This window comes from Mesorhizobium sp. M7A.F.Ca.US.005.03.1.1 (assembly GCF_003997975.1).
GTDB lineage: Bacteria > Pseudomonadota > Alphaproteobacteria > Rhizobiales > Rhizobiaceae > Mesorhizobium > Mesorhizobium ciceri.
Genome location: NZ_RZRO01000010.1, coordinates 1 through 26,556 on the forward strand (window position 1 = coordinate 1; position 26,556 = coordinate 26,556).

Here is a 26,556-nt window from a genome sequence, read left to right on the forward strand (position 1 = left end):
CAACAAGAAGTGACGCTTCAGCAGTGGAATCGGTAGTCGATCATGTTTGGTAAAAGAGGCAGCGACGACGGCAACCGGTTCACGCCGGAATTTCGCCAGCCAGCACCGGCGCCTGTTGCGCCGCCGGCTGCAGGTTCCGTGGACACGGCGGTTCTGACACGGCCCGCGGCGCCAAGCGCGCCTGTCGCGCCGCCGGCGCGCCGTGCGGTCGAGGCACCGCCATTGGCGCCTGAGCCGAAGCGGGCACAGCGCGAAAAAAGCGAAACCTATTACGATACCAAGAGCCAGGTCTTCTCCGCACTCATCGACACCATAGATCTGTCGCAGCTTTCCAAGCTTGATCCTGAAAGTGCGCGCGAGGAAATCCGCGATATCGTCAACGACATCATCGCGATCAAGAACTTCGCAATGACGATCGCCGAGCAGGAAGAGCTGCTCGAGGACATCTGCAACGACGTGCTCGGCTATGGGCCGCTCGAGCCGCTGCTCGCCCGCGACGACATCGCCGACATCATGGTCAACGGCTCCAGGAACGTCTACATCGAGGTCAACGGCAAGGTCGAACAGACCGGCATCCGCTTTCGTGACAACCAGCAGCTCCTCAACATCTGCCAGCGCATCGTCAGCCAGGTTGGCCGCCGCGTCGACGAATCCAGCCCGATCTGCGACGCGCGCCTCCCCGATGGCTCCCGCGTCAACGTCATCGCGCCGCCGCTCTCCATCGATGGCGCCACGCTCACCATCCGCAAATTCAAGAAGGACAAGCTGACGCTCGACCAACTGGTCAAGTTCGGCGCCATCTCGCCGCAGGGCGCCGAAGTTCTCAAGATCATCAGCCGTGTTCGCTGCAACATCGTGATCTCGGGCGGTACCGGTTCGGGCAAGACCACGCTGCTCAATTGCCTGACCAACTATATCGACCGCGAGGAGCGCGTCATCACCTGCGAAGACTCGGCCGAGCTGCAATTGCAGCAGCCGCATGTGGTGCGCCTCGAAACCCGCCCGCCCAATCTGGAGGGCGAGGGTGAGGTGACGATGCGCGACCTGGTCAAGAACTGCCTGCGCATGCGGCCCGAGCGCATCATCGTCGGCGAAGTGCGCGGACCCGAAGTGTTCGATCTTCTGCAGGCGATGAACACCGGCCATGACGGCTCGATGGGCACGATCCACTCGAACAGCCCGCGCGAATGCCTGAACCGCATCGAATCCATGATTGCCATGGGCGGTTATTCGCTGCCGCAGAAGACAGTGCGCGAAATCGTCGTCGGTTCCATCGACGTGATCATCCAGGCAGCGCGCCTGCGCGACGGATCGCGCCGCATCACCCACATCACCGAGGTGATCGGGATGGAAGGCGACGTCATCATCACGCAGGATATCGTCCTCTACAACATCAAGGGTGAGGACGCCAACGGCCGGCTGTTGGGTGAGCACGTATCGACCGGCATCGGCCGTCCGCATTTCTGGGAGCGTGCACGCTATTACGGCGAGGAGCAGCGTCTCGCCATTGCGCTCGAGGCGATGGAGAAACGCGCTGACTGACGTCTGCTGGGGTGTAAGGGTTCGGGCCAATGTTTGGAATTGACGGCACAGTACTGGCGTTTGTCGTGCTCGCCGGCTTCAGCGCCGGCGCCGTCGCTTATGCATTTCTGTTCACCCGGATCAGCAACGAGAAACAGGTCGGCAAGCGGCTCGAAACAATCAGGACCGCCGAGACGGATCGCTCCGTCGTCAAGGCCTCGCGCGACCGCGTGGCGGAAGCCGCCAAGCGGCGCAAATCGGTTCAGGATTCTCTCAACGAACTCGACGCCAAGCAGAAAACCAAGGACAGCCGCGTCAAGAAGCCGCCGCTGAAAGCCCAGCTTCGTCAGGCCGGCCTCAAGACCACCATCGAGCGTTTCTATATATATTCCGCAATATGCGGTATCGTTTTGACGATGGCCGCTTTCGTGGCCGGAGCCCCGCTGATCGCCTTGCCGGGCGTGCTGCTGGCCGGGGGGCTGGGCCTGCCGCGCTGGTTCGTCACGTTTCGCCGCGCCCGCCGGGTCAAGGCATTCCTCAACGAATTTCCAAACGCGCTCGACATCATCGTGCGCGCGGTCAAATCCGGCCTGCCGCTGAACGATGCCGTGCGCCTGATCGCCAACGAATCGCCCGAACCCGTGAAGACCGAGTTTCGCCGCATCGTCGATTCACAGCAGATGGGCCTCTCTATCCCCGACGCGACCTTGCGCATGCCCGAAACCATGCCTTGCACCGAGGCAAGCTTCTTCGGCATCGTTATCCAGATTCAATCGCAAGCCGGCGGCAATCTCTCCGAGGCGCTGGGCAATCTTTCGCGCGTGCTTCGCGATCGCAAGAAGATGAAAGCCAAGGTCGCGGCGCTGTCGATGGAAGCGAAGGCATCCGCCGCGATCATCGGGGCGCTGCCCTTCATCGTCGCCTTTCTCGTCTACCTGTCGAGCCCGGCCTACCTGATGCCGCTGTTCAACACCAGCGTCGGAAACCTGATCCTTGGTTGCTCTGCGGTCTGGATGTCGATCGGCATCCTGGTGATGCGCAAGATGATGAACTTCGAAGTCTAGGATGCTGGCATGACCGAGCAAGTCATCAAGACCCTGACGGATCCGAGCTTCCTGATCGCGATGCTGGTCGCGATAGCGGTGTTTGCGACCGTCTTCACCTTGCTGCCGGCGTTTGGCGGAAACCAGCTCAAGTCACGCATGAAATCCGTTGCGCTGGAGCGCGACGAACTGCGTGCGCAACAGCGCGCCCGGCTTGCGGTCGAGGCCGACCGCCGTCGCAAGGGCTTGCGTGAGGAACAGTCGATCGGCATGCGCAACATCGTCGACCGGCTGGATCTGAGACGCGCGCTCGCCGATGAAGGCACCTTGCAGAAACTCAAGGTGGCCGGTTTTCGTGGACAGAATCCGCTGACGCGGTTTCTTTTCTTCCGTCTCGTGCTTCCTTTTGTCGGTTTCGCGCTGGCCGCAATCTACATTTTCGTGCTCGGAGGACTGCCCGACAAGCCATTGGTCATCAGGCTGTTCGTCTGCATCCTCGTTGCTTACGGCGGCTTTTACGCGCCGGTCATCTACGTCAACAACCGCGCCACCAAGCGCAAGCAGTCGATCCAGATGGCATGGCCGGATGGGCTCGATCTGATGCTGATCTGCGTCGAATCGGGCATGTCGGTGGAAGCAGCATTGCGCAAGGTCGCCGACGAGATCGGCGCGCAATCGGTGGCGCTGGCGGAAGAGTTCATCCTCACCAATGCCGAGCTTTCCTATCTGCCGGAGCGCAAGCAGGCCTACGAGAACCTGGCAAGCCGCACCGGCCTGGATTCGGTCAAGTCGGTGTCGCAGGCGCTCGTCCAGGCCGAGCGTTACGGCACGCCGGTGGCGCATGCACTGCGCGTGCTTGCCGCCGAAAGCCGCGACATGCGCATGAATGCGGCCGAGAAGAAGGCGGCCGCCCTGCCGCCAAAACTTACCGTGCCGATGATCCTGTTTTTCCTGCCCGTGCTTTTCGCCATCATCCTGGGTCCCGCCGGCATTCAGGTCAGCCAACGCGGTATCTTCGGCGATCATGCGGCGCCGGCAACAAACGCCCAGTAGCGGCAAGGCAAATTCCTGCAGTACACTTCAAACGAAGAGGCCGCGCTGCATGCAGCGCGGCCTCTTCGTTGGGGCATCGGAATTGTGGTCTCAGTTGGTTGCGGATTTCGGCTTGTCCTGGTCCTTGAGCTGGCTCCAGGCGTTCTGTTGGGCCAGCATCTGCCTGAGATAGGCGACATTTGCCTGCGCCTGTTCGGGCGACAGTTCCTGTGAGGCGATCTTCTCGGCCTCGTCGAACCGGCCTTGCAGGCCGACGACCAGCGCCAGGTTCTGGCGGACCCGGCTGTCCGCATTCGGCTGTTGCGCGGCCGAGCGCATATAGGTTTCGGCGGTGCGCAGATCACCTTCCAGCACATACGACATGCCAAGATTGGAGAGCACGGAAGGCTCGTTCGGCTTGAGGTCGAGCGCCTTGCGGTAAAGCTGGCGCGCATCGTCCTTCTGGCCGGTCTGGTCGAGAATGGCCGCTTCCGCCGACACCAGCCTCCAGTCGGGATATTCCGGTGTCTGAGCGCGGCGCACGGCGTCGAGCGCCGCCTCGAACTGGCCATTGGCGGCCAGCGCCTTGCCGTAGGAGGCAAGCACGTCACGATCCTTGGGCAAAGCGATGGCGAGTTTGCGCATCACGGCCAGCGACTGGTCGGCGTCGCCATCCATCTGCAACGCCGCCGCATAGTTCGTCGCTATCCGCTTGTCGTTGGGGTTCTTCGCGTAGGATTGGCCAAGTGCGCCGGTGGCATTGTGCAGTTCGCCGGCCGACATGCTTTCAAGCGGTTTGCCGCTGGTGCGTGCGATAGAGCCGGTGGAGAGCTTGTCGGTTCCGCAACCGGCGACGCCCGCCGTCAGCGCCAGCACAAGAGCCATGGTGATGAGCCGTTTTCCCCTGATATTGATCCTGCGGTTGGTCGGCATGGCACCCTAAGCCTCCATTCATGCGCGGCCATTGCGTGGCCGTCTTCCCTCTCGCAGAAATATTCTGTTAACCCTAACGGACGGTTAAGAACGGCGACTCACACGGAGAACATCGCATGCCTGTCGAACTCGTCGGGAAGACATTGCCGGGCGCGTTGCCGGTCCATCTGGTCGCCAGGGACGGTCTGGACGCGGCCGGTCTTGCGCCGGCCGCCATCGCCTGGGCCAGGGCCAACGGCTTTTCCGGCGAGGCAGGCAGGACACTGGTCGTGCCCGGCGAAAACGGGGCGCTCGGCGGCGCCTTGTTCGGTATCGGCGATGGCGAAGGCGCGCTTGCCCTCGGCGCATTGTCGAAAGCCTTGCCGGAAGGCGACTGGCATTTCGCCTTGGCGCCGGCCGAGGCCGAACTCGCGGCGATCGCGCTGCTGCTCGGCGGTTATGTCTTTACTCGCTACGGCAAGAAGCCAGGCAGGGCGCTGCGCTTCGGCCTGCCGGCCGACGTCGATGCCGGGCGCGTTCGCCGCATTGTCGATGGCGTCTTCCTGACACGCGATCTGGTCAACACGCCGACCAGCGATATGGGTCCGGAAGATTTGGAGCAGGCGGTGCGGACCCTGGCCGCCAGGCACAAGGCCGAAGTCTCGGTGATCAAGGGTGACGATCTCCTCGACCGGAACTTCCCGATGATCCATGCGGTCGGCCGTGCGTCGACCAGCGCACCGCGCTTGATCGACATGCGATGGGGGCAGCAAGACGCACCGAAGGTGACGCTGGTCGGCAAGGGCGTCTGCTTCGACACAGGCGGTCTCGACATCAAGCCATCGTCCGGCATGCTGCTGATGAAGAAGGACATGGGCGGTGCCGCCAATGTGCTTGGCCTCGCCTCGATGATCATGGCTGCCGGGCTGAATGTGCGGCTGCGCGTGCTCATTCCCGCGGTCGAGAATTCGATTGCCGGCAACGCCTTCCGGCCTGGCGACGTGCTGGTGAGCCGCAAGGGCATCACTGTCGAGATCGGCAACACGGATGCCGAGGGACGGCTGGTGCTGGCCGACGCGCTGGCGCTGGCCGACGAGGAGGAGCCGCAGCTTCTGGTCGACATGGCGACGCTGACCGGGGCTGCCCGTGTGGCGCTCGGCCCCGATCTGCCACCGTTCTACACCGGCGACGAAACGCTGGCATCCGATCTGGCGGAGGCTTCCGTCGCGACGGAGGATCCGCTGTGGCGCATGCCACTGTGGCGGCCCTACGATGCAAAACTGTCGTCGAAGATCGCCGACATCAACAATGTCACCACGGACGGTTTCGCAGGCTCGATCACAGCGGCGTTGTTCCTGAAGCGCTTCGTCGAAAAAACCGCGGGCTGGGCGCATTTCGACATCTTCGCCTGGAATCCGGCTGATCGTCCGCATGGCCCCGCCGGCGGCGAGGCACAGGGCATCCGCGCGCTGGAGCGGATCATCGCGAAACGCTATGGCTGACAGTCGCAGGCGAAAGACGGCAATCGCTTTGACTGAAACGGAACCGAAACAATTTGCCGTCATGCTGGCGCGATGTCGATTGCGATGCGCCCGAGCCAGGCCTTGCGACTGTGGCAGCAGGTGATGCTGTCGCAGGTGCGCGACGACGCGCCCGATCTGACCATGCGCCAGACGGCAATCCTGTTCACCATCTATCTCGATCCGCCGCCGCACACCGTGCGCGGGCTCGCCGCCCGGCTCAATGTCACCAAGCCGGTGATCACCCGCGCCCTTGACACGATGGGCGCTTTGAAACTCGTCTCGCGCCATCGCGACGAGCTCGACAAGCGCAATGTTCTGATCAGGCGCACGGTCGAGGGCGCGCTCTTTGTCGAGCGCTTCGGCGATGGTATCATCGCCAAGGCGCTCGAACTGCCGATGTGAGCGACCTTTTCAACAGAGTGCTCGATTTGACTGCCAGGGATGCCCGCCTTCACGCTTTTCGCTCCGACCTTGCCGATGCACGGCTGAAGGGTGAGGTCGCCGCTGACCGCTTCGTCGCCGGCCGGCCGGCGCGGGTCATCGCGTCAGTGGCCGATATGCGCAAGGCGCCGCGGGCGGATGCCGGCGTCAACACGCAAGCCCTGTTCGGCGACGATGTCCTGGTCTTCGATGTCGCCGAAGGCTGGGCCTGGGTCCAGGCCGAACGCGACGGCTATGTCGGCTATGTCGCCGACACGATGCTGGGCAAACGGGACCATACGCCGACGCACATCGTCTGCGTGCCGCGCACCTTCCTCTATCCCGCGCCGGATCTGCGCTTTCCGATCGCCGGACAATTGTCGATGGGATCGACGGTGACGGTGACGGAGGCGGCCGAGACGCGCGGTACGCACTATGCGGTCCTGCCGTCCGGCGAGGCGCTGATCGCAGGTCACCTGCGGCCGCTCAGTGAAGCTGCCTCCGACTATGTCGCGGTTGCCGAGGCGTTTCTAGGAACACCCTATCTCTGGGGTGGCACTTCCGGTTTCGGCATCGACTGTTCGGGGCTGGTGCAACTGGCGATGCGCATGGCCGGCAGAGACGTGCTGCGCGATTCCGACATGCAGGCTGCGGCCCTTGGCGAGCCGCTGGAACCGGGACCTGATTTCTCCGGCTTGCGACGCGGCGATCTGGTGTTCTGGAAGGGCCATGTCGCCGTGATGACCGATGCCGACACGATGATCCACGCCAACGGCCACACCATGCTGGTGTCGCGCGAAGGCCTGAAGGATGCGGTTGATCGCATCGGTTATCTCTATGGTGGCCCGACAGGGTTCAGGAGGCCGTAGCCTTTCTTCCTTCGCCCCGTTCACGGGGAGAAGGTGCCCGAAGGGCGGATGAGGGACAGCGCCAGCATTGAGAGGTTCGCGCCGCCCCCCACCTGCCTGCCGGCATCCTCTCCCCGTACTGGGGCGAGGAAAGCTCACCTCGATCACCTTTTGTTCCGATTTTCCTTGGCGTTCGCGCGCCGTCGCGCTACCTCTGGCGGGTGACAGTTGAGCCGCGCCTTGCCGAACAGAATGCCGCCGTGGCCCTGCCCGAACCATTCCTCAGATGGTTTGGCGAGAAAGGCTGGTCGCCGCGCGCCCATCAGATCGAACTTCTGGCGAAGGCCCAGGCCGGTCAGTCGGTACTGCTGATCGCGCCGACCGGCGCCGGCAAGACGCTGGCCGGCTTCCTGCCTTCGCTGACCGAACTGGCCAACCGGCCAAAGAGAAAGCCGGGCCAGGCGCAGCGCGGTATCCACACGCTCTACATCTCGCCGTTGAAGGCGCTTGCCGTCGATATCGAGCGTAATCTCGGCAAGCCGGTGGAAGAGATCGGGCTGCCCGTCACCATCGAGACGCGCACCGGCGACACGCCGGCGCACAAGCGCCAGCGCCAGAAACTGGTGCCGCCCGATATCCTGCTGACCACACCCGAACAACTGGCGCTGCTGATTGCGGCCGGCGATGCCAGACGCTTCTTCGAAGATCTGCGCTACGTCGTGCTCGACGAGCTGCATTCGCTGGTGACATCGAAACGCGGGCATCTGCTGGCGCTCGGCCTGGCACGGTTGCGCAGCTTTGTCCCTGGTCTGCAAACCATCGGGCTATCGGCGACGGTGGCCGAACCGGACGAGTTGCGGCGCTGGCTGGTCAGCCAGAATCCACCCAAGGGTTCGACAGGCCATGACATGGCCGAACTGATCGTCGTCACCGGGGGTGCGAAACCGGAGATTTCCATCCTCGACTCCGAAGAGCGCGTGCCATGGGCGGGACATTCGGCGCGCTACGCCACGCCGGAAATCTATCGCGAGATCAAACGCCACAAGACGACACTGCTGTTCGTCAACACCCGCAGCCAGGCGGAGCTGCTTTTCCAGGAATTGTGGCGGGTCAACGAGGACACCCTGCCGATCGCGCTGCATCACGGCTCGCTCGACGTCGCCCAGCGCCGGCGGGTCGAGAAGGCGATGGGCGAAAACGCGCTGCGCGCCATCGTCGCCACCTCGACGCTCGATCTCGGCATCGACTGGGGCGATGTCGATCTGGTCGTGCATGTCGGCGCGCCAAAGGGGGCGAGCCGGCTGGCACAGCGCATCGGCCGTGCCAATCACCGCATGGACGAGCCGTCCAAGGCGATCCTCATCCCCGCCAACCGCTTTGAGGTGCTGGAATGCCGGGCCGCCCTCGACGCCAACTATTTAGGCGCGCAGGACACGCCTCCGTTGATCAATGGCGGGCTCGATGTGCTGGCCCAGCATGTGCTCGGCTGCGCCTGCGGCGCGCCGTTCCGTGCCGATGACCTGTACGAGGAGGTGCGAACGGCAGCACCCTATGTCAGCCTCGACCGGCCGACATTCGACCGCGTCATCGATTTCGTTGCCACCGGCGGCTATGCGCTCAAGAATTACGAACGCTACGCCCGCATCCGTTTGAACAAGGACGGGTTGTGGCGGGTGTCCAATCCGCGCGTCGCCCAGCAATACAGGCTGAATGTCGGCACCATCATCGAGGTGCCGGCGCTGAATGTTCGATATGTGCAGGCCGGCAGCAAAGGCGCGGCTTCGCGTGGCGGCCGGGTCCTCGGCAAGATCGAGGAGGCCTTCCTCGAAACGTTGACGCATGGCGACACGTTCATGTTCGCCGGCAAGGTGCTGCGCTTCGAGGGCATCCGCGAGAATGAATGCTTCGTGTCGAACGCGCCGGGCAGCGATGCCAAGGTGCCCTATTATGGAGGCGGCAAGTTTCCGCTTTCGACCTATCTCGCCGAACAGGTCCGCATCATGCTCGATGACCCGCAGCGATGGAAAAAGCTGCCCGAGCAGGTCGCCGACTGGCTGCGCTTCCAGGCCGACAAATCGGTGCTGCCCAAGCGCGACGACCTGCTGATCGAGACCTTTCCACGAGGCAACCGCCACTATCTGGTGGCTTACCCGTTCGAGGGCAGGCTGGCGCACCAGACGCTCGGCATGCTGCTCACCCGCCGCCTCGACAGGGCAGGAGCCAGGCCGCTCGGCTTCGTCGCCACCGATTATGCGCTGGCTATATGGTCACTGGGCGACATGGGCGCGATGTTCAAAGCCAGGAAGCCTTCGCTGAGCGCACTTTTCGACCAGGACATGCTGGGCGACGACCTCGAAGCCTGGCTTGCCGACAGCTGGCTTCTCAAGCGCACCTTCCGCAACTGCGCTCTGATTTCCGGATTGATCGAGAAACGCCACCCTGGCCAGGAGAAGAGCGGCCGCCAGGTCACGGTCTCGACCGACCTGATCTATGACGTGCTGCGCAGCCATGAACCGGACCACATCCTGCTGCAGGCGACGCGTGCCGATGCGGCGGCCGGCCTGCTCGATGTCAGCAGACTTGCCGACATGCTCTCGCGCATCCAGGGTCGAATCGTGCATAAGGCACTCGAACAGATATCGCCGCTCGCCGTGCCGATCATGCTCGAGATCGGCAAGATGCCGGTGAACGGCGAAGCCGATGAGACATTGCTGATGGATGCGGCGTCGCTGGTCGCAGAGGCCATGGGGCCGGAGATGGTCGAGGAATGAATTTTTCGCTGGCGCGCACATCGCTGATCGCCGAGGCCGATCTTGTCGGCATATCAGGCGAACGCGCCGTCTGCGACCCGCGCGGCGTGCTTTATTTTCCGGATCTGCGGCTTCTGGCCGTGTCCGACCTGCATCTGGAAAAGGGCTCGTCGCTGGCACGCCGCGGCACGCTGATTCCGCCCTATGACACCGGCGCGACCTTGCTGCGATTGCAGGCCGTCATCGCTGACTACCAGCCGTCGATCGTCATCAGCCTGGGCGACAGCTTTCACGATGGCGGCGGCGCCCAACGCATGCATGCAAGTTTCCGAGAGCGGCTGGAAGGGCTGATATCAGGCCGGCAATGGTTCTGGGTCGCCGGCAATCATGACCCGGAAGCGCCAGCCGACCTGCCTGGCGAGACGGTGCGTGAACTTGCTATAGGCTCGCTGCTGTTCCGGCATGAGCCATCGAAGCAGCGTGTCGAAGGCGAAATAGCGGGCCATCTGCATCCCTGCGCCCGCATCGTCCAGCAGGGCCGCTCGGTGCGGCGCCGCTGCTTTGCCGGCGACGGCGGCCGCATGATCATGCCGGCCTTCGGTGCCTATACAGGCTCGCTCAACGTGCTCGATCGCGCCTATGCCGGGCTGTTCCGGCTGGATACGCTGATGGCCTATATGCTGGGCGCCCAACGCATCTTTGCCATTTCCGGCTCGATGCTGCGGCCGGGCTAAACAGCCCTACCTGCCGTAGTAGAGCGTAACCGTGTGCTTCGCCTCTGCAAAGAACAGCCAGCGCTCGACCAGCATGCCGGCGAACTGGATTGCAGCAGCGAGTACCGACAGCAACGCTGCCGGCGGCCAGGGCAGGGCGAACACAATGGCGAGCAGCCCCAAGGGCAACGCGAAGGCCAGAAGCTGCGTGATCTGGCGCAGCCGCGCGCCATGCTTGCGCGCGATGCGGAAACCCATTTCCTTGAGCAGGTAATTCTCTTCGGTATGCGGCCATTCCAGCGACCGCACCGTACCTCCCGCCAGCCCGGTCGCGGTGTTGGCGGTGGTCGGAATCTCCAGCCGGTCATTGTAGCGCCAGGTCGCGAGCTTCCAGCCCCAGCCGGTCAAGGTCAGCAGCAGGCAAGCCGCCAGCTGCACCTTCGAACCAAGCGCAAAGCCCTGCAGCAGTGCGTTCAACAGCACGCTGCCGGTCATCGCCGAAAAGATGAGATAGCCGGGCAGGGTGAAGCGGCTGTGCCACTGGGCGATCGGTTTCAGCGACGCATAGATCATGCCGGTGGTGCAGATGGTGATGATTGCGCCGATGGCGGCCAGAGATCCGGCGATGCCGACCCAGCCATCGGTCTTGCCGAAGAATATCCAACCGATGCCGAACAGTCCCGCCGGAATGAAGGTGATGACCGAGGCAACACCTTCGCGCGACAGCCATGAACTGCGCCATTGTGAGAACGCCCGCCAGGCGCGTTCGGGGCGGCCGAGATGACCCGTCGAGGACAACAGGCCGGCCACGATCAGGCCGAGCGCCAGCCCCATGCCGATAAAGCCCAGCCAGAAATCGGGTGGGATGATCTGGAAGCCTCCGAGCGTGCCCAGCAGCGCGAGCAGGCCGTAGCCCGCGCCGGTGGCAGTGGTGAAGAAGACGACGGAGAAGGCTGGATGCATGGGTCAGTTCGAAAGCATGCGGTCGACCCAGCCGAGGAAACCGCCTTCGGCCCGCACCGGTTCCAATGCCGGCGCGGCCACCGATGCGGCGCGCGCGGTGTGGGCGCGTGGCGGCAAATATTTGTTGGTCGGGCGATAGCCGAGCTCAGGCATCAGGTCGACACCACCGCGCTCCGCCACCAGTTGCGAGACAGCCGACAGGGGATCGCCGAGATCGCCGAAATGCCGGGCGCTGGTCGGGCAGGCGGCGACGCAGGCCGGCACGCGGTCTTCTTCGGCCAGATTGTCATTGTAGATGCGGTCGACACACAGTGTGCATTTCTTCATCACCCCGACATCGGTGTCGAATTCGCGTGCTCCATAAGGACAGGCCCAACTGCACAATTTGCAGCCGATGCACTTGTCCTCGTCGATCAGCACGATGCCGTCCGAAGCCCGCTTGTAGGAGGCGCCGGTCGGGCAGACGGTGACGCAGGCCGGCGTCTCGCAATGCAGGCAGGAGCGCGGGAAGTTCACCGTCCGTCCGCCCATCTCGGTGGTGTGCTCATAAGCGTGCACGCGGTTGAACCAGACGCCGTCGACATGGCCGCCATAGGGATCGATGTCGGTCAGCGGCGCCATGTGGCCGCCGGTGTTCCATTCCTTGCAGGCGGTGACACAGGCCTGGCAGCCGACGCAGGTATCGAGGTCGATCACGAGGCCGAGTTTCTTGTCGCTTTGACTTGGCAGACAGGTCATTTGGTCGCCTCTCTCGCCCTGCGGAATTCGGCGCCGAAAATCAGTCTGTCGGGCGAGGGTTCGAAATGCGGCGGCTGCAGGAAACGCTGGAACTGCGGCTCGGTGAACCCGGCTTCTTCGGCTGCGCATTTGACGATGCGCACGCGCAGGTCGAACCACGCAGCCTGGCCCGTCACCGGATCGGAATTCGAATAGCGTTTGCCCTGAGCGTCGGCCGAGGTCTGGTCGCCGATGATATGGTTGAGCAGGAAGCCGCGGTTGCTCTCGGCCGCGTCGTCCTTCAGCCCCCAACTGCCGCGCCTTTTGCCGATGGCGTTCCAGGTCCAGACCGTGCTTTCGTTCACCCCGTCGATCAGCTTGATCTGCCCCTTCACTCTGCCGTTGATGCTTTCGATCCACACCCAGTCGTCATCGACAAGGCCGAGACCGGCTGCCGTCCGGTGATGCACGAACAGCCGGTTCTGGCTGGTGATCTGCCGCAGCCACGCATTCTGCGAACCCCAGGAATGGTACATGTGCATCGGCCGCTGCGTCAGCGCATGCAGCGGATATTTTTCGAGGTCGACGACCGCTTCCTCGAAGGGCATGTGCCAGAACGGCAGCGGGTCCATGTAGGTCTCGATGCGCTGGCGATCGCCTTTCGGCGGCACCACACGGCCATGGCCACGCGCGGCAAGCCTGAAGCGCTGCATCGGCTCCGAGTAGAGCTGGAAAACGATCGGTTCGGCTTTCGGGATAAAACCCATCTGCACTGCGAAGTCGAGATAGGAGCGGTTGGCCATCTTGTAATAGCGCTGGTCGTCCGCGAAATCATGATGCCAGAAGCCGCCATTGTCGATGTAGCGCTGCAACTGGTCCGGGTTGGCCTCACCCCTGCCGGTCGAGGTCCCATCCTTGCCGCGCCAGCCGGCGAGCGGGCCGATGCCGGGCGTGCGCTCATGGTTGACGATGTAGTCGGCATAGTCGCGGTATCTGGCCGAGCCGTCCTCATCGACGAAACCAGGCAGGCCGAGCCGGGCGCCGAGTTCGATCAGCACCGACTGGAACGGCCGGACGTCGCGGTCGGGCTCGATGACGGGATGGCGGATGGCGTCGCCCGGTCCGTCGGCATGACTGATCGGCCGGTCGAGCAGGCTGATGCAGTCGTGGCGCTCGAGATAGGTCGTGTCCGGCAGCACCAGATCGGCGAACGGCACGGTCTCGGAATAATAGGCGTCGGAATAGATGATGAAAGGGATCTTGTAGTTGCCCGCTTCGTCGCTGTCGGTCAGCATCGCCATGGTCTCGACGGTGTTCATCGAGGAATTCCACGCCATGTTCGACATGTACATCATCAGCGTGTCGATCTTGTAGGGATCGCCTGCCCAGGCGTTGCGGATGACGGTGTGCATCAGGCCGTGCGCGGCCAGCGGCGCGTCCCACGAATAGGCCTTGTCGATGCGAAGCGGCGTGCCGGCCTCGTCGACCAGCAAATCGTCCGGCCCGCAGACGAAGCCGAGCGGCATGCCGTCGAGCGGCGTCATCGGCTTGACGGTCTTGCCCGCCGGCTTCGGTCCGGGCGGCGCGGATCGAGGGTAGGGCGGCTTGAAGCGGAAGCCGCCGGGGACATCCACCGTGCCCAACAGCACCTGAAGGAGATGGATGGCGCGGCAGGTGTGAAAACCGTTCGAATGGGCCGAGATGCCGCGCATGGCGTGCATCGAGACAGGCCGCCCCTTGATCGTCTCGTGGCGGCGCCCGGCCCAGTCGGTCCAGGCGATCGGCAATTCGATCGTCTGTTCGAAGGCGACATGGGCGAGTTCGGCGGCGATCCTGCGGATCGTGTCGGCGGCAATGCCGCAGCGCTCGGCGACCGAGTCCGGTGCGTAACTCTCATCGAGGTAGCGGTCGGCGATCAGCTGGAACACCGGGACGCAGCGGCGCCCGCCGATCGTGAAGCTGCCGGTCAGCGCCGGTTTCGCACCGGCATCGGCGGCGCTGACCGGTGTCTTCGCCATCCTGTCCCAAGCCAGCGGATTGCCGTCGGCATCGCGCACGAACAGCCCGTCATCGGCAGCACCCGGCTCCTGGATGACGAGCGAATGGGCATTGGTGTAGCGCAGCAGATACTCGAGATCGACGCGGCCCGCCTTGAGCAATTCGTGGATTAGGGCGAACACGAACAGGCCGTCTGTTCCGGGCCGGATGCCGATCCAGTCATCGGCAATGGCATTGTAGCCGGTGCGGCACGGATTGATCGAGACGACCTTGGCGCCGCGCGCCTTGAGCTTGCCGAGACCGATCTTGATCGGGTTGGAATCGTGATCCTCGGCGACACCGAACAGCATGAAATACCGGGTGTTGTCCCAGTCGGGCTCGCCGAACTCCCAGAACGAACCGCCGACCGTATAGAGGCCGCCGGCCGCCATGTTGACCGAACAGAAGCCGCCATGGGCGGCGAAGTTCGGCGTACCGAACTGGCTCGCCCACCAGCCGGTCAGCGACTGCGACTGGTCGCGGCCGGTGAAGAAGGCGAGTTTCCTGGGGTCGGTCCGGCGGATGTTCGACAGCCGTTCCGTAGCGATCGAGAGCGCCTCTTCCCACTCGATCTCGCGGAACTCGCCGGAGCCGCGCGGGCCGGCGCGCAGCAATGGCTTCTTCAGCCTTGCCGGGCTGTAATGCTGCATGATGCCGGAGCTGCCCTTGCCGCAGATCACGCCGCGATTGACCGGGTGGTCCTTGTTGCCGTTGATGTAGCGGACCTTGCCATCCTTGATGTGTACATCGATTCCGCAGCGGCAGGCGCACATGTAGCAGGTCGTCTTGGCGATGCTGTCGGAAACGGCAGGCGAGGTGTCGACGCCGTCGCCTTCATCGGGCGCTCGCGTGTCGGCAAGCGGGCGTTGCGATGGTGCCGAATTCGCGCCGCGCGGCGGTCCCTGCATCATGATCCGGTGGCGCCTGTACGGCGCATGGATTTGGCCCGCGTCTTCGGTCCGGGGCCGCGCACGTAATGCTCTTCCGGGTGGTAACGATCACCGGCAAGCCGCCGTCTTATGCCGCGGATCCAATGCGCAAGCAGGGATCTGAAACGCCCGATCATTCTGCTCTCTGCGATCTTTCGGCGAATTTTTTCTAACTTCGCTGGAAAACTTAGAATAAAGCTATCGATCTGTCTAATCAGTTGTTCTTGTAAATTCGATCGATATTGGTTCTTAATACGGACATGACCCTGGATCAGTTGCGGATTTTCGTCGCCGTCGCCGAGCGCGGCCATATGACCAAGGCGGCGGAACTGCTGGGCATTTCGCAGTCGGCGGCATCGGCGGCCATCCGGGCGCTTGAAGAACAGCACGGCGTCCACCTGTTCAACCGCGTCGGCCGCAACATCGAGCTTGCCCAGACCGGCCATCGGTTCCTGCCCGAGGCCAAGGCCGTGCTCGAACGGGCCGCCGCTGCCCGCAATGTGCTGGAGCATGTCTCGCAGACCGTCACCGGCAGCCTCTCGATCGCCGCCAGCCAGACCATCGCCAGCTACTGGCTGCCGCGCCGGCTGGCTTCCTTCCACGAAGCCTATCCGGCCGTCAGGCTGAGCGTCTCCATCGGCAACACCAGGCAGGTCGAGGCCAATGTCCTCGATGGCGCGGCGGATCTGGGCCTGGTCGAAGGCCGCACCGAGTCCGATATCCTGCGCCGCACCAAGGTCGACGTCGACAAGCTGATGCTGGTGGTTGCCAGCGCGCATCCGGAGATCCCCGAAGTCGCGCCCGGCCGCCCTGACATCAAGTGCCTGCGCTGGATCATCCGCGAGGGTGGTTCGGGTACGCGCGAGGTGCTGGAGGATCTGGCGCGCCACGAAGGGATTTCGCTCGCCGACCTCCAGATATTCCTGGTGCTGCCGAGCAATGAAGCTATTCGCCAGGCGGTCGAGGCGGGGGCCGGCGCCACCATCATCTCCGAGCTTGTCGCGGCTCGCGCCGTGGCCGAAGGCAGTCTGAGATCGGTGCCGCTCGAACTGCCGAAACGCGACTTCGCCATGATCACCCATCGCGATCGCCAGGCAAGCCTGGCCCAGATGGCGCTTAAGGCGCATCTCGACGGCAAGGCGGATGCCCCGTCGGCGGGCTAGAGTATCAGAGTTTGCGGGTTTGCCGTTGGCTCGGAGGTCTTGGTACTTTGTATCGAGTGGCTGATTGAAACGCCTCACCACGACCTTCCTCCCCAGATGGGCTCGCTAGCGCTGTCCGCCTCGACGCTCAGCCGTCACTCTGGCAATCCGGCGTCCCGCAGCGCGCTTCCCAGAGTCTCCGCGAGCGCTGGCGCACAGCGCACGCCAGCAAATTGGCGCCTGTAGCGGAAGCCCGGCTGAAGCTCGCGCACGCGCGCGGCGGCGGCCCTCGCTTCGTCCAGCCGGCCGAGTTTGGCGAGCGCAGCGGTCAGTTGCACGTAGGTGATGCTGTGTGCCGGATTGGCTTGAACGGACTTGTAGGCTGCGCGACAAGCTTCTTCGTAACGCCCGCGCAGCAAATGGCTCATTGCTTGGGCGTCAAACGCGGCCCAAGCCCACGAATCGAACGGGCTTAGCCGGATACCCTTCTCGCTCCATTCTATCGCGCGCTCTGCTTCGCCGGCCCATCCGAGAACGACGCTGCCAAGAATGTAAGTCAGCGCCGATGACGGGCTAATGGCGAGGGCTGCGTCTAATGCCGTGAATGCAGCGGCGCGATCATGCGCGTCCATGCCGATCGAAAACCCTGCCCATGTCAGAGCGAGTGCATCGTCTTGTCCATGGACAATGGCCAATCGGGCGTGCCGGATCGAAGCCGCACGGTTGAATTCCTGCAGCCCGGCACGAAGGAACAAACAATGATGACACATTGCTGCATTGCCATGCGCAAGGGCATAGGCAGGCTCGAGTGCGATGGCACGCTCAAGAAGCGCCAGTGCTCTCGTAACTTGTTCCGGCATACCTGTATCGACATCAGGCTGGGCTTGAAGCACGAGATCGTATGCGTCGAGACTCTCTGGGCGCTTCCGCCTGACACGTTCAATTTCCGCTTTTCGCAAGCTTGGAGCAATCGCGCCCACCGCTGATAGCGCGATTTCGTCCTGAAGCGCGAAAATGTCCTCCGAACTGCGGTCGTAGCGCTCGGCCCACACGTGCGCGCCGGTCGATGCATCGATCATCTGAGCGGTTACGCGCACACTACCGCCAGCTTTGCGCACGCTGCCTTCGAGGACATATCGTACGCCAAGCTCGCTGCCGACCTGCTTCACGTCCACGGCGCGGCCTTTGTAAGCGAAGGTCGAGTTTCGCGCGATAACGAAAAGCCATTTTATGCGTGCCAGGCCGGTGATGATGTCATCGACCATTCCATCGGCGAAGTACTCCTGTTGCGGATCTCCGCTCAAGTTCGAGAACGGCAGGACCGCCACGGAAGGCTTCTCAGGCAAGGTCGGCGCCGACGCGGTGCGGGCGGCTGCAAAACGATCAGGGACACTCGTCGCAACAGCCGGTCCTACATAGCGATAGCCTCGGCGCGGCAGTGTTTCGATCCAGCTCTCAGCATCCGCTGCGTCGGCCAATACCCGGCGCAAGGCCGCGATCTGGACCGTCAGGTTGTTGTCGGCAACCGCCAATTTGCCCCAGCCGGCTTCGACCAGCGCGTCTTTGGATACCGGTACGCCCGCGTTTTGGAGCAGCAAACGCAGAAGCGAAACGGCGCGTTGCCCAAGCATGGTCGGCTCGGTGCCGTGATACAAAATGCCCGCCACCTGATCGAGACGGAACGGGCCAAACTGATAAAGGTCGCCTCCGATTGTCATCCAACGCTTTTAGCAAATTTTTGGGAACGAATTCACGACTTTCCCGGCATCGACGGCCAATGTCGCACAGGTGCTTGCCGGAAGTAAGCACCCAGTCAAAGGAGGATCCTATGAGCGCCAATGCCATTATTCGCATGCCCGACGAGAAGAAGGGGATCATGCTGCGTGGTCAACCTATGGTCTTCCTCGTCACCGGCGAAAACACCAAGCACACGAGCATGTTTGACTGGACGATCCCAGCGGGATTCGCCACCGGACGGCATGTTCACCGTGTGCAGGAAGAGACGTTCTACCTGCTCGAAGGCGAGTGTGCGTGGCATGTCGGCGACAAGACGGTTCGCGCAACGCCCGGAACCTATCTGTTCATTCCACCGGGAGTGCCGCACGACATCACGAATGTCAGTGAGAGACCCGCCCGCGTGCTGATGACCGTCTCTCCGCCTGGCCACGAACGCTACTTCGAAGAACTTGCCAAACTCGCGGCGCAGGGTGCGCCGGACCCAAAAGCCCTCGCTGAGCTGCGGAACCGCTACGATACTGACCAGCTCTCGACTTTGACGACACGCGGGTAGGCATCTGTCACGGCGGCCCCACGACAGCTTCTGGCCCATTGCGACATATCGCGCTGGCGCACGAGCTTGGTCGCTATCGGCGCAAAGCGGACGTGATCTTCATCGCATCACGCCGAAGGTTATGGGTACACGACCTGGCCTAAAGCGGATCAGTAATCTCTGAAAAGCTGGACCGCTCGAAGAAAGCCTCAGCCGAACTTGCGTTGCGCATCCAGCGCCAGGCCAAGTCCGACCGAGCCGAACATGTCGCCTTCGATGACGGATGCCTGCGGCACCATCGACAGGATCTCTCGTTTGGCCAGCGGGATCGCGGTCGATCCGCCGGTCAGGAACACCGCGGTGATGTCGGACGGCTTCACCTCAGCGTCCCTGATAGTCTGCCCGACCGTTGCGGTGACCCGCTCGATGTCCCTGGCAATCGTCGCGTCGAGCCCGCTGCGCGTGATTTCGGCGGTGAACTCCGCACCCGGCAGCTTCACAGCGACCTCTGCGGATGACCTGTCGGTCAGCTCTATCTTGGCCTTCTCAACACGTGCGGCCAGCGCGTGTCCGTAGCGGTGTTCGACGACGTGGATGAAACGGTCGACCAGGTCGGCGCGCTCGGCCTCGTAGCGGATCTGGCGCAGATGCGTCATCGCCTTGGCGGTGTAGACCAGGTTGATGCGCTGCCATGTGGCGAGGTCTATGAAATAGCTTGCCGGCAGGTTGCGCTTGCCGTCCTTGGTCGGCGTCAAATAGCCGAGCTGCGGCATGACATGGGCGATGCTCAGCAGCCGGTCGAAATCCGTACCGCCGATATGGACGCCCCGGCTGGCCAGGATGTCGTCCTTGCGGTCGAGCAAACGGGAGCGCTGCGGCGAGACCCGCACGATCGAGAAGTCCGACGTGCCGCCGCCCATATCGATGATCAGCGCCAGTTCCTCGCGTGTCACCTTCTGCTCGTAGTCGAGCGCCGCCGCGATCGGCTCGAACTGGAAAGCGATGTGCTTGAAGCCCTGGGCACGTGCGGCGTTCTCGAGTTCGCTTTGCGCCTTCGCGTCGGCCTCGGCATCGTCATCGACGAATTGCACCGGCCGGCCAAGAACGACGGTCTCGACCGTATCGCCGGCATCGGCTTCCAGCCTCTTCTTGAGGTGGCCAAGGAACATGCCGACGATCTCCATGAAGCCGATCGACCGCGATTTGATGCGGGTCTTTTCATGGGCCAGCGAACTGCCGAGCACGCTCTTCAGCGAACGCATCAGCCGGCCTTCGATGCTGTCGGTGTAATTGGCGATGGCCTGGCGGCCAAAGCAGGTGCGGTTGTCCTCGAAGTTGAAGAACACGGCACTGGGCAGCGTGACCTGGCCGTTCTCCAGCGCGACGAGGCGCGGCTGCCCGTTGCGGACCACGCCCACGGTGGAGTTCGAAGTGCCGAAGTCGATGCCGCCGAAGGCTGGTCGCATGACAAGTTCCTGCATCTGTCGTCGGCGAGCCGACAGGCGCCATGAGAAATCGCGCGCTGTCCGGGGACGGGCTGCTCTGCCGAACCGAATTGTTTGTGTCTGCCATTTGGCTGGGGAGCGCGGTCTACCGCATGCCTCGGCAAAGGGAAACCACTTTTCGGGGAAAATCCTAATCTCGCCGGAAGATCAGCCTTCCGAGCCAGCCGGTCAGCATGGCCAGCGATATCGCGAAGACGCCGTAGAGGAAGGAATAATTGTGCGCGACACGGAAGATCGACTGCTCGAAACCGGATTTGCGGATTTCGAGCTGGGCCGAGCTTTCCTTGATGAACAGACCGCTCTTGAACAGGAACGCGCGGGCTTTGTGGGTTCCAACCGGCACATTCGGCGCCAGCCTCACTGTGGCGCGGAAAAGGTTCTGCGACAGGAATTGCACGCCGCCGACATTCTCGCTGTAGAGCCCGGTCGCCGACTTGCGCTCCCGCAGTGCCGCCGTGAACTCCTCGATCGTCGCCGGGCTGTCGCCGGCATCGGCGGGCTGCATGTAGAGGTTGGAGGCGCCGAGCGACAGCTGCTTGTAGCTGTTGGGTTCGGTGATGTCCTGCAGCGGCCGCGTCGTCGCCACCGAATAGGAGACGGGCACGTTTTCGAAGGTCTCAGAGTCCAGATTGACCCAGACGCCGAGCACCCTGTCCTTGCGGCGCACCACCACCGGTTTGGGCGGACCTTCGAGCACGACGATGACGTCGTAGCGGCCCTGGCGCGCGACGAGTGGATCCGGGTTCTCCAGCGAACCGAAGATGGTCAGATCGGCCCCGGAAAAACCGGCGGTGATCGAGACGTTGTCGGTGGAGAGACCGATCTGGATGCCTTCGGTCAGCGGGACCTGTGCCTTCGCCGGCACGGCGGCCGCAAGCAGCGACAGGACAATGGCGGTTGCGAATGTGCTGCGAGCCTTCATCAGTTGAGGCCCGCGGCGGACAGCGAATAGAGGTTGGGCGGGGTGACGAAAAGATCGATCGCCAATCGTATCGCCACCGCCAGCACCAGCAGTGCCAGCAAGGCCCTGAGCTGCTCGCCGCGCAGCCTCTGGCCGGCCTTCGCGCCGTACTGCGCGCCGGCGACGCCGCCCGCCATCAGCAGGAAGGCCAGCACGACATCGACTGTCTGGTTGGTGGTGGCGTGGACCAGCGTCGTATAGGCGGAGGTGAAGATGATCTGGAACAGCGAGGTGCCGATGACGACATTGGTCGGCACTTTCAGCAGATAGATCAGTGCCGGCACCATGATGAAGCCGCCGCCGACGCCCATGATCGACGACAGGAAGCCGATGCCGGCGCCAAGCCCAAGGACGGGGATGACGCTGACGAACAGTTTTGACGCCCTGAAGCGCATCTTCAGCGGCAAGCGGTGGATCCAGTTGTGCTGGCCGGATTTCTTCAGCACCGGCGCCGCACCGCTGCGCGTCGCGCGCAGCGCATTGACGCTTTCGACCAGCATCAGCCCGCCGACGGTGCCGAGCAGCACGACGTAGAGCAGCGAGATGAACAGGTCGAGCTGGCCGAGCCTGCGCAGGAAGGCGAAGACGTAGATGCCGCCGGTGGAACCGACAATGCCGCCGGCCAGCAACACCCCGCCGAGCTTGAGGTCGAGCGTACCGCGCTTCATGTGCGAAAGGACGCCGGAGACGGAGGAGGCGATGACCTGGTTGGCGCCAGTGGCGACAGCGATCGCCGGAGGGATGTTGTAGAAGATCAAGAGCGGCGTGATGAGGAAGCCGCCGCCGACGCCGAACATGCCCGACAGGAAACCCACCGCCGCGCCCATGGCCAGCAGGACGAAGATATTGACGGAAATTTCCGCGATCGGGAGATAGATGCCCACCCGTCAGTCTCGATCAGTTCTGCCTGTCGGCGAATGCAACCGTTGCGGGCATCTTGGACCGACAAGCCAATTCGTTCTTGCGCCGGAGGTGCTGCGAAGTCAAACCGCGCTACGCCGCCGAAACAAAAAACATCTCAATCAGTTAACAGGCGAATGTGTGGCAAGGGCGTCGTGGAAGCGACGCCTCTGCCGTTATTTGCGCGCCAGCAGTGCCTTCACCAGGTTTTCGTCGACTTCGCCGGTCGCCGCCATCTTGTTGTCGGTCTGGAAAGCCATGATCGCGGTCTTCGTTTTCTGGCCCATCTTGCCGTCGGCGCCGCCGGCGTCGTAGCCGTTCTTGTTGAGAATGCGCTGGATGTTCTGGACGGCCTTCTTCATGTCGATGCTGGCGGTCGTCTGCGGCGCGCCGTCCTGCCAGGACTCGGGAATGTCGGCCGAGTTGGCTGCCGCATCCAGCGGCTTGGCCTTCCACAGCTCGGTCGCGGCGCGGGCGCGCTCGAGCTGCTCGGGCCGCAGCGCATTGGCGATCTCGTCACGCTTGGCCGCCGCATCCTTGTCGCCTGTCTTGGCGACGAGCGCGAACCATTTGTAGGACTCCTCGAGGTTCTGCTTCATGCCGACGCCCTTGGCGGCGAGGATGCCGAGATTGAACTGGCTGTCCTTGACGCCGACGTCGGCCGCCGCCTGGAACCAGTGCGCGGCCGATTCATTGTCGGTCACGCCGTCAGCCGCCATGGCAAACAGCACGGCCAGATTGTGCATGCCGCTGGCGTTGCCCTGTGCCGCGGAAAGCTGGTACCAGGTCTTCGCCTTCTTGATGTCGCGCGCGACGCCGATGCCCTTTTCGTAGAAATTTCCGATACGGTATTCGGCCGGCGCGAAGCCGAGTTCCGCCGATTTCTCGTACCATTTGGCCGCTGCCGCCATGTCTTCCTTGACGCCGCGCGACTCGGCATAGCGCGAGCCGATTTCGAACAGCGCCTTGGCGTCGCCGCTGGCAGCGGCATCACGCAAGGCGGCCGGGCCGGCGTCAGCGGGAATGTCGAATTTTGCCGTCGTCGCCGGCGAAGCGTCCACCGGCGGAACCGCGCCCGTGGTGTCCTTGGCGGTGGTCGGCTCTGTCGCCATAGGCTGGATGCCGGTGGCGGTATCGGTATCGGCAGGTTCGGCGGCGACCGGAACGGTCGAGGCCGGCGCAGCCGAAGCTATCGTCGTCTCGGACGCCGCTGGGTTTGCATCGGCCGATGTAGCCAAGGCGACGGGGGCGGGAACCGGTTCTGCGATCGGCGCGGCACCCATCGACGGCTCGGCGCCTGGCGGCGTGGCAATCATGCTTTGCGCGGCCATGTCGTCCTTGGTTGCCGGTGCGGATGGCTCGGCCTGTCTGACGGCATGGTCCGGCGCGCTTTCCACTGCCGCGGGCTGCGCGTCCGTCTTTGGCTGGCTCGCGGCATCGAGCGAGGCGGTTTGCATCGGCTGCGAGGCGACGATCGGCACGACATCGTTGCTCGCCACCTGGGCCGGATCGGCGAAGAAGGCCTTGCCCAGTTGCAGGGCGCCCAGCGCCAGCAGGATCGCGGTTGTCCCCATCAGGATCGGCTTGCGCCGTGCCTTGAGCAGGTCGCCGATCCGCAGTGCCTTCACCGGTCCGGTCACCGTCGACTGGCGCTTCAGCGCATCGGCCTCGGCGGCCGCGGCCTGCGCCGCGCGCCGGGCAGCGGCGATGAAATCCGATTTCGCGGCATCGGTGTCGCTGGGCTTGGCCGGCTGGCCGCGCTCGTCACGCACGCGCTTCATGATGGCATTGAGGTCAGGTGCGCCGGAGCCGGGCTCCAGCGGCCGGTTGGCCATTTTCGGATCGAGCGGCTCGTCGAGATCGACGCTCGGTATTGGGGCACTCGGCGCTGAGCCGGCCAGTGGCGGGATATCCGCCTCCTTCTTGCCCTTGAAGGCGCGGGCCAGCCCGCCGAACAACGATTTGCGGCCGCCGGCCTGTCCGCCTTTCTCGGCGATCGTGTCCGAACCGAGCGCGGCCATGGCCGCCGCCGCGGCAGCCTCGGCCGGCGTGCGCGTGCCAATACCAATACCGAGGTCGCTACGCATACCCAGGTCGCCGCGTGCACCCGGCTCATTGCGCAGGATGGCGGCGGCACGGCCATCGAGATCTGCCATGTCCCCAGTCAATGGCAGGGGCTGATCGATATCCATCGACGGCGCGTCGACGGCCATTTTGGGTCGGCGCACGCCGCGCCAGTTGCTCGGCTCGGCCGGTGCCGCATCCAGCAATTCGCTCATCGCCTCGACCGGCTCGCCGGGTTCGAGCGAACCCAGCCGGTCGACGATCTTGAGCAACGTATCGTGGATGGCCTCGAACGTTCTCGAATTGCGTTCGTCGGAGCGCCGCGTCAGCGTTTCAAGCGTCTTCAAATCCTGGGCGAGGCCGGAAACCGCGGTCGTATTGGCGCTCGAACCGGCCAGCGATTGCACTGCGTTCTCGGCCGCTTCGCGCGCCGCGCCAAGGATGGAATCGCGGGTTCCTGCGAGCGACTTTTCAATTTCGTTGAGACGCGGGCTGATGTCCTCGAATTCCGGCAGCGGGGTGCTGGGCTTGGAAAGATGAGCCGACAGGCCGGCAACCTGTGCTTCCAGGCTGCGGATCAGCGCCGGATCGATGCCGGCGACCTGTGCGGCCGACGCGTCCAGCCGGCTTGAAATGTCTTCGAGCCGGCTCTCCAGTCCGCGGATCGCCGCTTCGCCCGCGGGATCGGGCACACGCGTTTCAAGGCGCCTGGCGAGCGCCGTAAAGCGGGCATCGATGGCTTCCATGATGCCGACGCTGTCGACCTGCGGCATGCGCTGGTCGAGCCTGTCAGCAACCTCGTCCAGCCTGCGCTCGAGATCGCGGAACAGCATGTTGCCCTGCTCGATGGCGTCACCCTGGCGGCGTTCCATCATGCTCGACAGGACGTCGAAGCGTTGCTCCAGCCCATGGAAGATGTAGTCGGCGTCAGGCATGGCGGGTGCCTGGTCGATCTTGTCGGCGATGAATGCGATCTGCTTGGCCAGGCGCTCCATCGCCTGCTCCGGCAGATTGGCGCGGCCGGCGAGTTCGTCGACCCGGCCCGACAGCGTGCTCAACCGGTCCATGACAGCGTTGCCGGGACGATCCTGCGCCACTTCCTGGATCTGGCCGGCAAGCGAGTCGATCCGTCTCTCTATGCGCTCGAAAGCCTCGTGGTCGAATGAATTGGCTTGCGCGGCGACCGTCGATGCCACGATGGCGCGGGAAATCTCGTCCAGCCGCTCGTCGATCATGCCAAGCGTGTCGCTGCCGCGATTGTCTTGCTGGCTGGCGAAATGGTCGACAGCGCCGGCAAGCGTGCGCACCTTCTCCTCCAGCGAGCGCAGCGACAACGATTCCGGCAAATTGTTGACGGCATTGCTGATCTGCTCGAGCCGGGCGGTGAGAGCAGACAGGCCCGGGTCGTCCGAGCGCTTGCGCTGGTCGGCGTCGACGCGGTCTTCGAACGCCGTCCAGCGGCGATCGAAATCGTCCCAGCGGCGGTCGACCTTCTGCACGCTCTCTTCGCGTGCCAGCGTTTCGAGTGCGGCTTTGACCTGTTCGAGCTCGAGCCGCAGCATGTTGACGCTTCTGTCGTCGCTCTTCTCGGCCAGGGTCTGGATGGCGCCCGAAAGACGCTCGAACTCAAGGCCGAGTTCAGCACTGCCCTTGGCCGAAGCACCGGGCCTTGCGCCTGACTGGAAGGCCCGCTCGATGTCCTTGCGCAGCGCTTCGAATTCCCGCTGCAGGCCTGCGGTCATCTGGTGGCGCAATTCCTCGCGCATGCCGCGCAATTCGCCGGCGATCTTGCCGACCATGGCAACGCCATCCTCCTGGCCGCGCACGCGATCGATATCGCGGGCAATGGCCTGGTAATTCTGCTCGAAAGCGGCGGCTCCCTGCATCGGGCTCTTCGGACGCGACGCGGGCTGCGGGTCCTCATACCAGCGCTGCTGGCCAGAGGGCCGGGCGGCGGGGTAGCGCGCATCGGCACCATATTGGCGGGGATCGGGTTGGCGGAGTTCGGGACGTGCCATCGGATCCTCGCGCGTCCGCTCCAGCCGCTGCTCCAGTGTCTCCAGCGACTGGTTCAACTGATCGAGCGTGGTCTGCGGCCTGCGCTGCCTGCCGGCATTGAGTGTATCGAGATAGGACCGCTTGCTGTTCATCGGTGCGTCCGTCTTTCAGAATGGCTGGCTCGCGGCCAGTTCCCCCAGGTCCCTATCGGAACGAAGGCGACCGGCGGCGATGCCGCGGCGGAAGACGAGCTTCCCGGGCTCTCGCCCGCGCTCCGAAAAACCGTGAAAAATTCGATACAGGATAAAC

General features: G+C 63.8%; 20 protein-coding genes. 10 read left to right on the forward strand and 10 right to left on the reverse strand.

What is annotated here, in order from left to right; genetic code table 11:
• Window positions 1–42 precede the first annotated feature (42 nt).
• The 3 genes from EN990_RS06935 to EN990_RS06945 are packed head-to-tail and all read left to right on the forward strand — an operon-like array spanning window position 43 to window position 3,617.
• Complete coding sequence (locus EN990_RS06935) at window positions 43–1,542, forward strand: CpaF family protein (RefSeq protein WP_013533680.1); 1,500 nt, start codon at window positions 43–45, stop codon at window positions 1,540–1,542.
• A 29-nt stretch (window positions 1,543–1,571) separates the two neighbouring features.
• Window positions 1,572–2,585 (forward strand): type II secretion system F family protein, encoded by a 1,014-nt coding sequence (locus EN990_RS06940; protein ID WP_013533679.1) that lies wholly within the window; start codon window positions 1,572–1,574, stop codon window positions 2,583–2,585.
• Window positions 2,586–2,594: 9 nt separating this feature from the next.
• A complete protein-coding gene (locus EN990_RS06945; protein ID WP_013533678.1) occupies window positions 2,595–3,617 on the forward strand; it encodes a type II secretion system F family protein in 1,023 nt (340 codons plus the stop codon).
• Window positions 3,618–3,707: 90 nt separating this feature from the next.
• On the opposite strand, the gene EN990_RS06950 is transcribed toward EN990_RS06945, so the two are convergent.
• Window positions 3,708–4,529 (reverse strand): tetratricopeptide repeat protein, encoded by an 822-nt coding sequence (locus tag EN990_RS06950; RefSeq protein ID WP_013533677.1) that lies wholly within the window; start codon window positions 4,527–4,529, stop codon window positions 3,708–3,710.
• 116 nt (window positions 4,530–4,645) lie between these two features.
• On the opposite strand from EN990_RS06950, the gene EN990_RS06955 reads away from it, so the two are divergent.
• The 5 genes from EN990_RS06955 to pdeM all read left to right on the forward strand — a co-directional run bounded on the left by EN990_RS06955 (window position 4,646) and on the right by pdeM (window position 10,783).
• Window positions 4,646–6,010, forward strand: a complete 1,365-nt coding sequence (locus tag EN990_RS06955; protein WP_027161743.1) for a M17 family metallopeptidase — start codon at window positions 4,646–4,648, stop codon at window positions 6,008–6,010.
• Window positions 6,011–6,082: 72 nt separating this feature from the next.
• Entirely contained in the window at window positions 6,083–6,433 is a 351-nt protein-coding gene (locus EN990_RS06960; RefSeq protein WP_013533675.1) for a MarR family winged helix-turn-helix transcriptional regulator, read from the forward strand.
• Between the two features lie 26 nt (window positions 6,434–6,459).
• Window positions 6,460–7,320, forward strand: a complete 861-nt coding sequence (locus tag EN990_RS06965) for an NlpC/P60 family protein (RefSeq protein WP_164753715.1) — start codon at window positions 6,460–6,462, stop codon at window positions 7,318–7,320.
• Between the two features lie 200 nt (window positions 7,321–7,520).
• The gene (locus EN990_RS06970; protein WP_127385074.1) at window positions 7,521–10,070 is read left to right on the forward strand and encodes a ligase-associated DNA damage response DEXH box helicase; all 2,550 of its coding nucleotides are present in this window, start codon (window positions 7,521–7,523) and stop codon (window positions 10,068–10,070) included.
• Window positions 10,067–10,783 (forward strand): ligase-associated DNA damage response endonuclease PdeM, encoded by a 717-nt coding sequence (gene pdeM, locus EN990_RS06975; protein WP_127369385.1) that lies wholly within the window; start codon window positions 10,067–10,069, stop codon window positions 10,781–10,783. The genes EN990_RS06970 and pdeM overlap by 4 nt, the downstream gene beginning before the upstream one ends.
• Window positions 10,784–10,789: 6 nt before the next feature.
• Here pdeM and EN990_RS06980 read toward each other — a convergent pair whose 3' ends face one another.
• From EN990_RS06980 to EN990_RS35750, 4 genes are read right to left on the reverse strand one after another with little or no spacing between them, the layout of a single operon-like run.
• Window positions 10,790–11,725 carry a DmsC/YnfH family molybdoenzyme membrane anchor subunit gene (locus EN990_RS06980; protein WP_127366794.1) on the reverse strand — a complete coding sequence of 312 codons (936 nt, stop codon included), beginning with the start codon at window positions 11,723–11,725 and terminating at the stop codon, window positions 10,790–10,792.
• Between the two features lie 3 nt (window positions 11,726–11,728).
• A complete protein-coding gene (locus tag EN990_RS06985; protein ID WP_127267783.1) occupies window positions 11,729–12,463 on the reverse strand; it encodes a 4Fe-4S dicluster domain-containing protein in 735 nt (244 codons plus the stop codon).
• Window positions 12,460–15,390: a molybdopterin oxidoreductase family protein gene (locus EN990_RS06990; protein WP_164753711.1), complete on the reverse strand. Its 2,931-nt coding sequence runs from the start codon at window positions 15,388–15,390 to the stop codon at window positions 12,460–12,462. The genes EN990_RS06985 and EN990_RS06990 overlap by 4 nt, the downstream gene beginning before the upstream one ends.
• On the reverse strand, window positions 15,387–15,719 hold the full coding sequence (locus EN990_RS35750) for a hypothetical protein (protein WP_127366833.1): 333 nt from the start codon (window positions 15,717–15,719) through the stop codon (window positions 15,387–15,389). Before EN990_RS35750 ends, EN990_RS06990 begins: the two co-directional genes overlap by 4 nt.
• Between EN990_RS35750 and EN990_RS06995 the strand changes: the two genes are divergently transcribed.
• On the forward strand, window positions 15,669–16,571 hold the full coding sequence (locus EN990_RS06995) for a LysR substrate-binding domain-containing protein (protein ID WP_127369292.1): 903 nt from the start codon (window positions 15,669–15,671) through the stop codon (window positions 16,569–16,571). The genes EN990_RS35750 and EN990_RS06995 overlap by 51 nt on opposite strands.
• A gap of 134 nt (window positions 16,572–16,705) precedes the next feature.
• Here EN990_RS06995 and EN990_RS07000 read toward each other — a convergent pair whose 3' ends face one another.
• On the reverse strand, window positions 16,706–18,268 hold the full coding sequence (locus EN990_RS07000; RefSeq protein ID WP_127369291.1) for a winged helix-turn-helix domain-containing tetratricopeptide repeat protein: 1,563 nt from the start codon (window positions 18,266–18,268) through the stop codon (window positions 16,706–16,708).
• Between the two features lie 110 nt (window positions 18,269–18,378).
• Between EN990_RS07000 and EN990_RS07005 the strand changes: the two genes are divergently transcribed.
• Entirely contained in the window at window positions 18,379–18,840 is a 462-nt protein-coding gene (locus tag EN990_RS07005) for a cupin domain-containing protein (RefSeq protein ID WP_013533666.1), read from the forward strand.
• Between the two features lie 188 nt (window positions 18,841–19,028).
• Here the strand turns inward: EN990_RS07005 and EN990_RS07010 are convergent, their stop codons facing one another.
• The 4 genes from EN990_RS07010 to EN990_RS07025 all read right to left on the reverse strand — a co-directional run bounded on the left by EN990_RS07010 (window position 19,029) and on the right by EN990_RS07025 (window position 26,399).
• Window positions 19,029–20,285, reverse strand: a complete 1,257-nt coding sequence (locus EN990_RS07010) for an Hsp70 family protein (protein WP_127369290.1) — start codon at window positions 20,283–20,285, stop codon at window positions 19,029–19,031.
• Window positions 20,286–20,454: 169 nt separating this feature from the next.
• Window positions 20,455–21,246 carry a TIGR02186 family protein gene (locus tag EN990_RS07015; RefSeq protein ID WP_013533664.1) on the reverse strand — a complete coding sequence of 264 codons (792 nt, stop codon included), beginning with the start codon at window positions 21,244–21,246 and terminating at the stop codon, window positions 20,455–20,457.
• Window positions 21,246–22,169: a sulfite exporter TauE/SafE family protein gene (locus tag EN990_RS07020; protein ID WP_013533663.1), complete on the reverse strand. Its 924-nt coding sequence runs from the start codon at window positions 22,167–22,169 to the stop codon at window positions 21,246–21,248. The genes EN990_RS07015 and EN990_RS07020 overlap by 1 nt, the downstream gene beginning before the upstream one ends.
• Window positions 22,170–22,361: 192 nt before the next feature.
• The gene (locus EN990_RS07025; RefSeq protein ID WP_127388262.1) at window positions 22,362–26,399 is read right to left on the reverse strand and encodes a peptidoglycan-binding protein; all 4,038 of its coding nucleotides are present in this window, start codon (window positions 26,397–26,399) and stop codon (window positions 22,362–22,364) included.
• Window positions 26,400–26,556 lie beyond the last annotated feature (157 nt).